Source organism: Nocardia heshunensis (assembly GCF_054782115.1).
Genome location: NZ_BAAGTC010000003.1, coordinates 519694 through 532565, shown reverse-complemented (window position 1 = coordinate 532565; position 12872 = coordinate 519694). Strand labels below are relative to the sequence as shown.

Sequence of the window (12872 nt, the reverse complement as noted above, 5' to 3'; positions counted from 1 at the left end):
CGGTTATCAGGCCAGGCCGAGGCGCTCGGCGGCGAGCACCCGAATCGCCTTCTTGTCCGGCTTGCCCAGCCCGGTCAACGGCAGCTCCTCGATCACGAGGACATGCTTGGGCACCTGCACCGAACCCTTGCGCTGCTTGACCGCCGCCTGGATCTCGGCGGTGACCACCTCGATCGCGGCCGCGTCGGCGGCGGTATCGGCATCCAGCACCAGCACCGCGGTGACGGCCTCGCCCCAGTGCGCGTCCGGCACCCCGACCACCGCGACTGTGAGCACCTTCGGGTGTTCGGACACAACGTCTTCCACCTCGCGCGGGAACACATTGAACCCGCCGGTGACGACCATGTCCTTGGAACGGCCGACGATGAACAGGAACCCGTCCTCGTCCTGCCGGGCCAGATCGCCCGTGCGCAGCCACCCGTTCTTGAACGTGTCCGCGGTGACCTCGGGCAGATTCAGGTACCCGGCCGCCAACAGCGGTCCGGAGACACAGATCTCGCCGACCTCACCCTGGGCGACCTGATTGTCCTCGGGATCCAGCAGCGCCACGCGCACGGCCGTCGACGGCCGCCCGCAGGAGGTGAGCCGCTCCTTGTCGTGCTCGTCCTTGGCCAGGTAGCTGATCGCCATCGGCGCTTCGGACTGCCCGAAGTACTGCGCGAAGATCGGCCCGAAGCGATCGATGGCCTCCTGCAACCGATTCGGGTCGATCGCGGCCGCACCGTAGTAGACGGTCTCGAGCGAGGACAGATCCCGGGTGTGTGAATCCGGGTGATCCAGCAGCGCGTACAGCATGGACGGCACCAGCATGGTCGAGGAGATCTTGTGTTCCTCGATGGCGCGCAGCACTTCTGCGGCGTCGAAGCGCGGCAGCACCACGCACTGCCCGCCCAGCAGCACCGTCGGCAGGAAGAACGCCGCACCCGCGTGCGAGAGCGGCGTGCAGATCAGGAACTTCGGATGCCGCGGCCACTCCCACTCCGACAGCTGGATCTGCGTCATCGTGTTCATGGTCAGCGCGGTACCGACGACACCCTTGGGCTTGCCGGTGGTGCCGCCGGTGTAGCTGATCGAGATCACATCCGAAGGCAGCAGCTCGACCGCCTTCACCTCGCGCGGCTCGTACTTGTCGGCGGTGGCCAGAATATCGACGCCGCAATCGGCCAGCAGCTCGGGCACCGGACCCAGCACCAGGATCTTGGTCAGGCCCGGCACCATGTCGACCAGGTCACGGGCGCGCTGCACGAACGCGGGCACCGGATCCAGGATGAGCGTCGAAATGCCAGCGTCGGCAAGCACATACGCGTGATCGTCGAGGCCGCCGATCGGGTGCAGCGCGGTGCGCCGCGAGCCCACGATCTGCCCGGCGCCGATGGTGAACAGCACCTCGGGCCGGTTGAGCGCGAGCACCCCTACCGGCGTGCCGGTGGTGACGCCGTGCTCGGCGAAGGCGTCGATGTAGCGGCTCATCCCGTCCAAAACCTCACCGCCGGTGAGGATGTGGTCGCCCAGGGTCAGCACCGGACGGTTCTTGTGCCGCTTGAGACCCGCGACCAGCGCGTGCCCGTTGTGGACCGGCAGCCGCAGCATGGTGTCGGCGTCGAATGTGGTCATGGTTTCCTCCTCTATCCGGAGAGGGGTTCGAGGGCCGAGCCCCCGAACCCCCTTGTGTCACAGGGTGTTGGCGCCGTAGAGGGTGACGACGACCGCGCCGCCCAGGCCGAGGTTGTGCGCGAGGGCCGTGCGCGCGCCCGCGACCTGGCGTTCGCCCGCGAGTCCGCGCAGCTGCCAGCTCAATTCGGTGCACTGCGCCAGCCCGGTCGCGCCGAGCGGGTGGCCCTTGGAGATCAGGCCGCCCGACGGGTTGACCACCCAGGTGCCGCCGTAGGTCGTCGCACCCGACTCCACCAGCGCACCGGATTCGCCCTCGCCGCACAGGCCCAGCGCCTCGTAGGTGATGAGCTCGTTGATGGAGAAGCAGTCGTGCAACTCGATCACATCGACATCCGCGACGCCGATTCCCGCGCGCGAGAACACCTTCGAGGACGCGGCCCGCGTCATGGGCGCACCCACCACGTCGATCATGGACCCGGTGGAGAAGGAGTTGCCGTCATCGGTGGCCAGCTCCTGCGCCAGGATTTCGATGGCCTGCGCCTCGAGACCGTGCGCCTTCACGAACTCCTCGCTCACCACGACCGCCGCGGCCGCACCGTCGGACATGGGCGAGCACTGCGACCGCGTCAGCGGCCCGTGCACCGGCTTGTCACCCAGCACCTGCTCGAGAGTGTAGGCATCCTGGAACTGCGCGAGGGGGTTTCGCGTGGAGTGCTGGTGGTTCTTGACCGCCACCGCCGCCAACTGCTCGGGGGTGGTGCCGTAGCGCTGCATGTGCTCGATCGCCGCGTTGCCGAAGAACTGGGTGGTGATCGGGGCCGCGGAGAACTCGAAGTGCTCCCGGTTGACCTTCAGGTGCGCGTCCACGGTGGTGACCTTGGGCTTGGTGGCCGGACCGGCCATCGCCTCCTTGGTCATCTGCTCGAACCCGACCGCCAGGGCCACATCGGTGATGCCCGCCGCGACCCATTCGCGGGCGAACATGAGCGCGGTGGAACCGGTCGCGCAGTTGTTGTTCACGTTCACGATCGGGATACCGGTCAGGCCGATGTCGTAAAGCGCCCGCTGTCCGGCCGCGGAGGGCTGGAAGACGTAGCCGACGGCCGCGCGCTGCACCTGGTCGTAGGTGACACCCGCGTCCTTGAGCGCACCGTTGACCGCCTCGGCGACCATCTCCGGGTAGGTCCACTCGCGGGAACCGATCTTGACGAACGGCGTCATGTTCACGCCGACGACGAAAACGCGTCGCATAGGGTTGTCCACTCCTGTTCTTCGGGAACGTAATTCGATGTCTAGTCGGCGCGCGGGATGCGGCCGTCGAGGTCGGTGAAGCCGTAGGACTCGGCGAGGTCGGCGACCTTCCAGGCTTTTCCGGTGCGCGCCAGGCGATTCGGGTCCGTAGCCAGGGCGACCACGGCGCGGCCGGGGAAGCGCGGGGTCTCGGCCTGATCGAGGTCGTAGGTGCCCTCGCCGGGCAGGGTGACGAGGCGGCGGCCGTCCTTGTCGGGCGGAACCATCTGCAGCAGTTCGGTATTCACGATGCCCGGCCAGATCGAGACCGCCGTCGCACCGGTGCCGTCGAGATCGTGGGCCATATCGGCGGTGAGCCGGTCCACCGCCGCCTTGCCGACGCCGTAGACGGCGTTGTGCATCTGGCGGATCGCGCCCGGCGAGGACACGCTCACGATCAGGCCCTGCGACTCGATGATCAGCGGTGCGGCGTAAACGCTTGCCACGTAATGCGATCGCACCCCGATATCGAAGCCCGCGTCCCACGCTTTGGGTGGCACCTCCCAGAACTTGCGTCCGATCCAGCGTGCCGAGCCCGGCGCGTCGTAGACGTTGTTGACCAGCACGTCCAGGCGGCCCTGCTCGTCGCGGATCTGGGCGAAGAGTTTCTCCACCGCGGCGTCGTCGCGGTGATCGCACACCACCGCGATCCCGGTCCCGCCGAGTTCGTCGATCTCGGCGGCGGTCGCCGACACCGTGCCCGGTAGGTGTCCGGCCGTGACGGTGCGCCCGGTGACGTACACGGTCGCCCCGGCCGCGCCCAGCTCCAGGGCGATGCCCTTGCCGATGCCACGGCTGGCGCCGGTCACCACGGCGACTTTTCCGGCGAGAATCTTGGGTATTTCGCTCACGACCTCTGGACATTACCTTGAAATAGGAACGTGTTCTAGAAATTGGAGGCGGAGTGGAACTGACACATCGGACGATCGACACCGGAGAGGTCCGCATGCACGTCGCGGACACGGGGGAGGGCTACCCGGTCGTCTTCTGTCACGGGTTCCCGCACACCTGGTTCATGTGGCATCACCAGCTCGACGCCCTGGCCGCCGCCGGGTATCGCGCCCTGGCCCCCGACCTGCGCGGATACGGCCGCACCGACGCCCCCGAGGACCCCGCGGCCTACACCAACGAGGCCGTCATCGGCGACCTCATGGCGTTGCTCGACGACATCGGCGCGGCCAAAGCGGTCTTCGTCGGCCTCGATTTCGGTGCGCAACTCGTCTGGGAACTGAGCCTGCGCAAGCCCGAAAGAGTCGCCGCGGCCATGGTCCTGAACAACCCGTTCGCCCCCCGCCCACCCAAGGCCCCCTCCGCGTTCTGGACCCGCGCGGCCGAACGCCACTTCCTACACCTGTCCTACTTCCAGGAACCCGGCATCGCCGACGCCGAACTCGCCGCCGACCCCCGCGGCTTCCTCGCCCGCGTCTACTACTCCCTCTCCGGCGACTACCACTACCTCGACACCTGGAAGAACCCACCCGGCATCGGCTACCTCGACGCCCTCCCGCAAGCCCCCGCCCTGCCCTGGCCGTGGCTCACCCAGGCCGAATTCGACACCCTCGCCGCCGATTTCGAACGCACCGGCTTCACCGGCGGCCTCAACTGGTACCGCAACCTCGACCGCAACTGGGAACTCACCGCCCCCTACGCCGACGCCAAGGTGGAAGTCCCCACCTTCTTCCTCTACGGCGAAAACGACCCCGACATGGAAGGTTTCAGCGGCCGAGACCCCCTCGCCACCCTCCGAGCCAACGTCACCGACCTCCGCGACGTGGTGGAAATCCCCAAGGCCGGCCACCTCGTCCAACTCGAACGCCCCGACGCGGTCAACGCCTTCCTGCTGAACAACTTGAAGAGCCTCGGCCTGACCGCCTGAGCCCGCCCCTGATGTGATCGCGGCCGGGCGGCGGTATCGACCGTCCGGTCATGATCGCGGCCGTCGAATTCAGTTGGCTGTCCGGCAGTTCACACCCGGCGACACCGGCGCGATCGAGGTAGCGGGCGAGCCCAGGGGCGGCGCGGTCGGTGTCACGCTGGTCGTGGGTGGTTCCGCCGGCGGGGTGGCGCTCGCACACACCGGCAGCAACTCCGAGGCGACAAGGGTCCGCAACTGCTCGATGGCGCTGTCACGGCTGCCCGTAGGCAAGCCCGCGTTCACCCTGTTCTGGGCACCCGACTGCAGGTCCGACACCGTCAAGGTGAAGCAGCCGTCGGGAAATGAACTCGCCGAGTCCGACAACGTCAGCTCGCCACCGGTCGTGACGCACGCCCGCTGATCGACCTCGCGAATCGTCAATCCGAGAAAGGTGTCCGGCCGACCGCGCAGCACTACGACGTAAGCGTTGTCGGTGCCGACGAAGTAGCCGGAGCGAACGTTGTTGTAAGCCAGGAGGAATCCACCGACAGCCACCACCACGGCGGCAAGCGTGCCGAGCCCGATCCAGCGCTGGCGATGCGATCCGCCCCCGCTGGGCGCGGCGGAAGAAATCGGCGTCGCGCCCGAGCGGGTCGGTCGTGGCGTGAGATCGGCGGCCTGGTCGGTCGGGCTGGCGGGTGAGCGTGCGGGTTGGGTTGGCTGGGAACGGAAATCGGAGTGCGGTGCGCGTGGGGCGCGTGGGGGAGGAGGCGGGGCGGGGGTGTGGAATGCTGCTGCGGCGACGGCGTCGGCGAATTCACGGGCGGTGAGGTAGCGCTGGGAGGGGCTTTTGGCCAGGGCGCGGGTCAGGATCGGGGTGAGGGCGGCGGGGAGGTCCGGGCGTAGGTCGGCGACGGCGGGAATGGGGTCGTAGAGGTGGGCGTGCATCACGGCGGCGGGGGTGGCGCGGCGGTAGGGGACTGTGCCGGTGAGCATTTCGAAGAAGGTCACGCCCAGGGAGTAGAAGTCCCCGCGTGCGTCGACCGTATCGCCGGTGAAGGTTTCCGGCGCTGCGTAGGCGATCGTGGCGACGAAGGCGCCGGTGCTGGTCAGACCCGTGGATTCGTCGACGCTGCGGGCGATGCCGAAGTCCGAGAGCAAGACTCGGTCACGTTCGCCCGGATCACCGGCCGCCAGCAGGATATTGGCGGGTTTGATGTCGCGATGCAGCAGGCCCTGCCGGTGGGCGTGATCGAGACCGGCGGCCGCCTCGGCGAGAACGTAGACGGCCTGTTCGACCGGCAGGCCGGACCGGTTGCGCCGCAGCAGGGCCGACAGGTCGCTGCCGGGAACGTACTCCATACAGATCCACGGACGGCCGGACTCGATGCCGCGGTCGTAGACGGTGACGATATTGCGGTGGTTGGTGCGGGCCGCGAGATCGGCCTCACGGTCGAAGCGCTGCCGGAAGGACTCGTCCTGGGCGGCGATCTCGGTGAGCACCTTCACCGCCACCCGGCGCGGCAAGCGGGGATGGCGGGCACGGTAGACCTCGCCCATTCCGCCTCGGCCCAAGAGTTCTTCGATCGTGAACCCGGCGAAGTCCGCCCCCGGTACCAGCACCATGCGCACAGTTTCGCCGGTCACGGCGGCGGGCGCAGGGTTTCCTCCGGTCCGGTCCGGCCTGAACCGGTGGCCGCGGCCCGCCAATCCTTCTGTTCACTCGTCCAGTTTGTGTAGGGTCGGCAGCAGTCGGGGTGCACGCATTCGATGAGGAGGCCGGTCATGGCGATACGAGTTCACGCCTTCACCGATGATGCCCTCGGTGAGCACGACGGTGTCGCGATCGCCGAGCTGATCCGCCGGGGCGAGCTCGGCGTCGCCGAGGTCGCCAAGGCGGCACGGGAACGCGCCACCCGGGTGAACCCGGAGCTGAACGCGATTGTGACGGAACCGGATTCGCCTCGGATTCCGGTCGACCGGGACGCGTTGCTGTTCGGGGTGCCGACGTACGTCAAGGACAACACCGATCTGGCGGGCTTGCCGACCCAGCACGGTAGTGCTGCCTGGCGCGCGCGGGCCGCGAAAGCTGATGGGCCGTACACGAAACAACTGCTGAGTACCGGTTTGACCGTGATCGGCAAGTCGACCCTGCCCGAGTTCGGGTTGAACGCGACCACCGAATTCGTTGGGGCAGCGCCGACGCGGAATCCGTGGGATACCGGGTTTTCGTCGGGAGCTTCCTCGGGCGGGTCGGCGGCGTTGGTGGCGGCCGGGGTGGTGCCGATCGCGCACGGCAATGACGGTGGCGGGTCCATTCGTATTCCGGCCGCGTGCTGCGGGCTGGTCGGGTTGAAGCCGACGCGTGGCCGTCATATCGACGGGCCGCAGGCTCGGTCGATGCCGATCAACCTGGTCTCCGAAGGCGTGCTGACCCGTACTGTCCGCGATACCGCCACGTATTTCGCTGCGGCCGAACGGTTCTGGCGCAATCCAGACCTGCCGCCGGTCGGGCTTGTGGAGGGTGCTGCCAACCGCCGACTGCGCGTCGGTGTGCTCACCGAACCCATCACCGGCGCACCCCTGGATCCGCAGATCCGCGCCACTCTCGATGACACCGTCGCCCTGCTGGAAAGCCTCGGCCACGAGGTGCGGCCCATCGCCTATCCGGTGGACCGAGGTTTCGCCGACGACTTCGCGACCTACTGGGCCATGCTGGCGTTCCTGCTCGGCATTACCGGCAAGCTGAGCTTCGACCGCTCTTTCGATCCGTCGCGCCTGGACCCGTTCACTCGGGGACTGGGCGGTCGCTTCAAGGGTTCGGCGTTGCGCGCACCCGGTGTGCTGTATCGCCTTTCGCGCATCCGTCACGCCTACGCCGCCTCCTTCCGTGATGTCGAACTGGTGGTGTCCCCGGTGTTGGCGTCGCTGACCCCGCACCTGGGCTACCTGAGCCCCGAGCGGCCCTTCGACGAGGTCTTCGAACGCCTGCTGGCCTACGTCACCTACACCCCGTTGGCGAATGTGACCGGCGCACCGGCTCTTTCCCTGCCGATGGGTGCGTCCGCCACCGGAATGCCGATCGGCATGATGTTCTCCGCGGCCCACGGCGACGAACGCACCCTGCTGGAACTGGGCTACGCCCTGGAGGCGGCGCGCCCGTTCCGGCGTATCCAGGACTGATCGCTCAGGAGATGTTCTTCAGGAACGACACCGCATTCGCGTCACCCGCCACCGCGATGTCGAGTTTTCCGTCGCGGTTGTAATCGGCCAGCACCGGCGTCTGGGGCTGGCTGGTGACGTCGTATTCGCCTGTCTTGGTGAGGGTTCCGTCACCGTTGCCGGTGAAGATGACGATCTTGGAGTTGAGGACCGCCGACATGGCGGCGTCCATCTTGCCGTCATGGTTGAAGTCGCCGACCGCGATGCTGGTCGGACCCAGGCCCGACAGGTTGATGCGGTTGGTCTTCTTGAACCCGCCCTGCCCGTCGGAGATCAGCACGGTGGTGGAGAAGGAGAACGAGTCCGCGGTGATGATGTCGTCGATGCCGTCCCCGTCGAAATCGGCGGCCCGGATGTCCTCGGTGATCAGCCCGCTGGTGCTCGCCCCCTTGTGGGTGAAGCTGCCGTCCCCGTTGCCGAAGAACACCTCGACCTGTTGGGACACATCGTTGTTGATCGCCATGTCGATCTTGGACCCGGTGTGGAACTTACCCATGGTGAACGCGCCGGGCGTCCCGCCGAAGGTGGTGACCGGGCCCGCCTTCAAGGTCCCGTCGCCGGTGTTGAGCCAGGTCTGCACGCCGGTCGGCAGCAGGCTCAGCACATCGGGTTTACCGTCCCCGTTCACGTCGGCGACCAGCACCTCCTGCTGTGCGCCTTCGAGGGTGGTGTAGGTCTTGGCCGGGGCGAAGGTGCCGTCGCCCTTGTTCAGGAACACGGCGATCTGCGTCCACGACTGGGCGATGATATCGGGCTTGCCGTCACCGTTGAGGTCCGCGACCGCGATCGCGCCGAACCCGTTGCCCACCGACCCCACCCGGGTGCCGGGCGCGAAAGTGCCGTCGCCCTTGCCTTTCATGACGATCGGCCCGCTGCCCTGGAAGTCGGCGGCGACGATATCGGGGATGCCGTCCCCGTCGATATCGGCGGCGACCATGCCGATGGGGGCCGGGCCTGGACCCCAGGACGGGAACGAACCACCCGAGGGCGAGTTCACCGCCGGTGCGAAGGTGATGGCTCCGGCCGCCCAGGCCGCACTGGGCAGCGTGAGCACGGCGGCCGAGACGGCGGCGGCGGTGACGAGGAAACGGCGAAAAACGCGTGCGTGCATAGGTATTCCTGTGTCGCGGTGACACCACCGAACGGTGGTGGGCACGGACTCTAGGACACCGCGTAACAGGAAACCGTGTGCTTCAACGCTTTTCGGCCGATTGCCGCAGCGGGGCCGAGCTGTCTAGTGCACTTTGCCGAAAAACCGCTCCCACCACGGCATCGCGCTATTCGTCACTTTCTTCCTTATCCGCGCATGATGTGATCATGATGAGCCCGGGTGTACGTTCCGATTCATGTACAGGATTGCGATAGGGATTGTTCTCCTGATTTTGGCCGCGGGATGCAATAGATCCGACGATGCTCAGGTGCTGCCGACCACCACATCCCGTAAACCGATCAAACCAGCCATTCCTCGCATTACCGACCTAATGGACGGGCCCGCCGCGGAAGACCTGTACATATCCACCTTGCAGCAGGCCGGGGTCCGTTTTCAGGACAGAACGCAGACGATCGCGATGGGCCGCACGGTCTGTGCTTCCCTGCAGACGAATACCGTCCTGGGTTCGACCGCGGATTCGCGCCAGCTCGACCATATTTCGGATCGGATCACCAAGAGCGCGGAATTCACGGTCGACCAGTCGGGTGTCATTATCGGCGCGTCGATCGGCGCATTCTGTCCCGAATTCTCCTATTTGGGGAATTAGACCGAGACGCGGCGCAGTGCGTCGGGTGTCAGGTCCTTCAGCGTCGGGTAGCCGTCCACGGCCATGATCAGATCCGCCTCGGCGAGCAGGGTGCGCAGCACGTGCACGATGCCGTCCGCGCCGCCGAGCGCCAGCCCGTAGGCGTACGGCCGCCCGATCCCGACCGCGCTGGCACCCAACGCGAGGGCCTTGACGATGTCCGCGCCCGAACGGACCCCCGAATCGAACAGCACCGGCAGCCCGTCGGCCGCGGCCACCACCTCCGGCAGCACATCCAGGGCGGGCAGCCCCCCATTGGCTTGGCGGCCACCGTGATTGGAGCAGTAGATACCGTCCACGCCCAGATCCTTGGCGCGGCGCGCGTCCTCGGGATGGCAGATGCCCTTCACGATCAGGGGCAGCTTGGTCAGTGAGCGCAGCCATGGCAGGTCCGCCCAGGTCAGTGGATTGCCGAAGACCTGAATCCATTTCAGGATCGCCGACTGCGGATCCTGCTCCGGCGACTGGGCGAGGCTCGCCCGGAACACCGGATCGGTGAAGTAGTTGGCCAGGCAGTGCCCGCGCAACTGCGGGAAGTTGCCGGTCGACAGATCCCGCGGCCGCCACCCGGTCACCCAGGTATCGAGGGTAACCACGATGCCCTTGAACCCCGCCCGCTCGGCACGTTCGACCAGGCTCGCGGCCAGATCGCGATCGGTGGGGGTGTAAAGCTGGAAAAAGCCTGGCGTGTCACCGAATTCGGCCGCCACGTCCTCCATCGGATCCACCGTCAGCGTGGACGCCACCATCGGCACCCCGGTCCGCGCGGCCGCCTTCGCCGTCGCGAGATCCCCGTGCCCGTCCTGCGCACACAACCCGATCACCCCGACCGGCGCCATGAAAACCGGTGCGGGCCAGGTGGTTCCGAACAACTCCACCGACAGATCCCGCTGCTTGGCGCCGACGAACATGCGCGGCACCACACCCCACCGATCGAACGCCGCCACATTCGCGTTCTGGGTCCGCTCATCCCCGGCCCCGCCGGCCACATACGAGTACACCGACGGCGGCATCGCCGCCCGCGCCCGCTCCGCCAACTCCGCATAACTCACCGGATAAGCGGGCACCACCCCCCGCAGCCCGTTGAAGTAGATCTCGTTCTGAAAGTCACCGAATGCCACGTCGCACTCTCCTTGTTCGCGCACCCGCCCGGAGCGCCTCGTCATCCTGGAAGCAGACGTTACCGGCAAGTAAGGAATGCGGCGACGGGCCCGTGTGCTTGCGTCGAATCCCGGTAATGCTCGAGGCATTACCGATATGCTTGACGGCATGGCTGAGAACAAGACCACGATCACGACGCGTCCAGCAACCCGGGATGAACTGCAGACGCTAGCGAGGCCGAACGAGTCGCTGGACGGGGTGATCAACAGGCTGATCGCCCATTACAAGTCGGCACAGAGTCGCAATCGGTTGGCTTGGGAGACGCGTATCGCCGCTGACCGACAGGATGTGAAGGCGGTTGCCTGGGCCGAGCGGCAGGCGGACCGGCTCGAGGAACGATTGGCGCAACGTCAGGCGGCGAAAGGGTGAGCATTGGCTACGTTCTCGACGACACAGTCCTTCACGCCTACGCTTTCGGCGATACGAACGTCTCGAACCTGATCGCTGTCCTCGACGGTCGGGACATGCGCGTCGCAGTTCCGATCGTGGCGTTGTCGGCGAGCCTCGTAGGCTTGTCGGACGACCAGCGTGCGCAGGTCAACGGCGTGGTCGAGAATCTCGAGTCGATCCAGATCGCGGCACTGGCGACGACCACGGACGCCGACGAACTGGCCGATATCCTCGCCTCGGCCGCTGAACCGATCGACTTGCCCGCCGCGCATATCGTGGCTGTGGCGCGCTATCTGGATTGGGAGATCATCACGACGGATAGAGCGCGATGGACCGAAGTCGAACAGCGACTGCCGTTTCCAGTGAGCATCGTCGAGTTCACCGACGACTGAGCCAGTAGCGCGGCGCTGACCCATACTGGCCCCGGATACCGCGAACGGCCGCGCTATCGGAGTCCGTCCGCATCGGCGAGGGATGTCGCGCACCAATCGGTGCGGCAGTAAGTGGCAGCAATAATTCAGTTCTGCAGGCGGGCCTGCACTCGGTAGCCGAGGTGACCCGCTTCGAAAACCAACTCGCCACCACCCACCCCGACCTCACCATCACCGAACGCACCATCACCCTGCGCCACGAAAAACTCCTGGGCCGCATCCTCGACCGCCACGGGCGTTCGCGTGCCGTGGTGCCGCCGGATGTCTGGCGTGACACCGCGGCGGCACCGGCTGGGCCTCAGTAGGTCGCGTTCAGATAATCCGCCGCGTGGGTTGTCCACAGCACGTCGGTGCCCGGCATGTTGTGGCCGGAGTAGAGGACGTGCTGGCCGTCGGGCCAAGGGGTGAGGTAGCCCAGCAGGCCGCGGACGGCTGCGGAGTAACGGTCGAGATTGACTGCGGGGTTCAGCAAGAGGAAATCCAGCAGTTCGTGGAAGATCACCGGGGTCAGGTTGCCGATTCGTGCGCCTTCTACCAGGGAGAACGGTGAGATGGCGGTGTCGATGGCGCGGAGGGGGGAATCGTCGGGGGAGGAGGTGATGATGTCGTCGGGGTTGGCGTACTCCTGGACGTCCAGGCCCCACGGCCACTTTCCGCGACGGCCGTGCAGGCCGTAAGTCATTGGCGGGCACAGGTTTCCCACCGACTGACCTGCGCGACGCATCGGATTGGCGATATTGACCACGAACGCGATTTCCAAGGGTGAGTCATCGGTGTTGGTGTACACCCCGGCCCGTACCCCTCGAGGATCGTGCTCGCCACGATCCCGCCGAGCGAATAGCTCAGCAGCCCACAGGCATTCGGTGAATCCTGCAACGCCTTCACCCCCGCAGCGACCCCCAATCGCACCGAGGTGTCCAGTGATGGTCCCCACGTATTCGGATCCGGCCCGATGGACGCGGGCCAATCCGGCTCGAAACACGTGAACTTGTCGGTGTCGAGCAGCTTGGCAACGTCATGGAGCATCCCCGCCGGTGTCCCATTGTCATTGCGCGCCTCCCCGGTGCCCCGCAACGTGATGATGTCGATCATGGTCTTTCCCCTCCGCGCGCC

At 66.8% G+C, this 12872-nt stretch carries 14 protein-coding genes; 6 read left to right on the top strand and 8 right to left on the bottom strand.

Features of this window, described 5'->3' with window-relative positions:
• Positions 1-6: 6 nt before the first annotated feature.
• The 3 genes from fadD8 to ACYVN4_RS09245 are packed head-to-tail and all read right to left on the bottom strand — an operon-like array spanning position 7 to position 3755.
• On the bottom strand, positions 7-1614 hold the full coding sequence (gene fadD8, locus ACYVN4_RS09255) for a fatty-acid--CoA ligase FadD8 (protein WP_460719263.1): 1608 nt from the start codon (positions 1612-1614) through the stop codon (positions 7-9).
• A gap of 57 nt (positions 1615-1671) precedes the next feature.
• Positions 1672-2865, bottom strand: coding sequence for a thiolase C-terminal domain-containing protein (locus tag ACYVN4_RS09250; protein WP_460719261.1), 1194 nt, complete (start codon positions 2863-2865; stop codon positions 1672-1674).
• Between the two features lie 41 nt (positions 2866-2906).
• Positions 2907-3755: an SDR family NAD(P)-dependent oxidoreductase gene (locus tag ACYVN4_RS09245; protein WP_460719259.1), complete on the bottom strand. Its 849-nt coding sequence runs from the start codon at positions 3753-3755 to the stop codon at positions 2907-2909.
• Positions 3756-3850: 95 nt separating this feature from the next.
• Between ACYVN4_RS09245 and ACYVN4_RS09240 the strand changes: the two genes are divergently transcribed.
• Positions 3851-4780, top strand: a complete 930-nt coding sequence (locus tag ACYVN4_RS09240) for an alpha/beta fold hydrolase (protein ID WP_460720535.1) — start codon at positions 3851-3853, stop codon at positions 4778-4780.
• A gap of 69 nt (positions 4781-4849) precedes the next feature.
• Here the strand turns inward: ACYVN4_RS09240 and ACYVN4_RS09235 are convergent, their stop codons facing one another.
• Complete coding sequence (locus tag ACYVN4_RS09235; protein ID WP_460719257.1) at positions 4850-6385, bottom strand: serine/threonine-protein kinase; 1536 nt, start codon at positions 6383-6385, stop codon at positions 4850-4852.
• A 159-nt stretch (positions 6386-6544) separates the two neighbouring features.
• Here ACYVN4_RS09235 and ACYVN4_RS09230 point away from each other — a divergent pair, with 159 nt between their 5' ends.
• Complete coding sequence (locus ACYVN4_RS09230) at positions 6545-7942, top strand: amidase (protein ID WP_460719255.1); 1398 nt, start codon at positions 6545-6547, stop codon at positions 7940-7942.
• Positions 7943-7946: 4 nt separating this feature from the next.
• Here ACYVN4_RS09230 and ACYVN4_RS09225 read toward each other — a convergent pair whose 3' ends face one another.
• Positions 7947-9092, bottom strand: coding sequence for an FG-GAP repeat domain-containing protein (locus ACYVN4_RS09225; RefSeq protein ID WP_460719253.1), 1146 nt, complete (start codon positions 9090-9092; stop codon positions 7947-7949).
• A 235-nt stretch (positions 9093-9327) separates the two neighbouring features.
• Between ACYVN4_RS09225 and ACYVN4_RS09220 the strand changes: the two genes are divergently transcribed.
• Entirely contained in the window at positions 9328-9738 is a 411-nt protein-coding gene (locus ACYVN4_RS09220) for a DUF732 domain-containing protein (protein WP_460719251.1), read from the top strand.
• Here the strand turns inward: ACYVN4_RS09220 and ACYVN4_RS09215 are convergent.
• Complete coding sequence (locus ACYVN4_RS09215; RefSeq protein ID WP_460719249.1) at positions 9735-10898, bottom strand: lactate 2-monooxygenase; 1164 nt, start codon at positions 10896-10898, stop codon at positions 9735-9737. The genes ACYVN4_RS09220 and ACYVN4_RS09215 overlap by 4 nt on opposite strands.
• 148 nt (positions 10899-11046) lie before the next feature.
• Here ACYVN4_RS09215 and ACYVN4_RS09210 point away from each other — a divergent pair, with 148 nt between their 5' ends.
• The 3 genes from ACYVN4_RS09210 (at position 11047) to ACYVN4_RS09200 (ending at position 12064) form a co-directional block, all read left to right on the top strand.
• Positions 11047-11307 (top strand): hypothetical protein, encoded by a 261-nt coding sequence (locus ACYVN4_RS09210; RefSeq protein WP_460719247.1) that lies wholly within the window; start codon positions 11047-11049, stop codon positions 11305-11307.
• Complete coding sequence (locus tag ACYVN4_RS09205) at positions 11304-11720, top strand: hypothetical protein (RefSeq protein WP_460719245.1); 417 nt, start codon at positions 11304-11306, stop codon at positions 11718-11720. Before ACYVN4_RS09210 ends, ACYVN4_RS09205 begins: the two co-directional genes overlap by 4 nt.
• 161 nt (positions 11721-11881) lie before the next feature.
• Positions 11882-12064 (top strand): hypothetical protein, encoded by a 183-nt coding sequence (locus ACYVN4_RS09200; RefSeq protein ID WP_460719243.1) that lies wholly within the window; start codon positions 11882-11884, stop codon positions 12062-12064.
• Here the strand turns inward: ACYVN4_RS09200 and ACYVN4_RS09195 are convergent.
• Positions 12058-12441: a hypothetical protein gene (locus ACYVN4_RS09195; RefSeq protein WP_460719241.1), complete on the bottom strand. Its 384-nt coding sequence runs from the start codon at positions 12439-12441 to the stop codon at positions 12058-12060. The genes ACYVN4_RS09200 and ACYVN4_RS09195 overlap by 7 nt on opposite strands.
• Positions 12438-12851 (bottom strand): hypothetical protein, encoded by a 414-nt coding sequence (locus ACYVN4_RS09190; RefSeq protein WP_460719239.1) that lies wholly within the window; start codon positions 12849-12851, stop codon positions 12438-12440. The genes ACYVN4_RS09195 and ACYVN4_RS09190 overlap by 4 nt, the downstream gene beginning before the upstream one ends.
• Positions 12852-12872 lie beyond the last annotated feature (21 nt).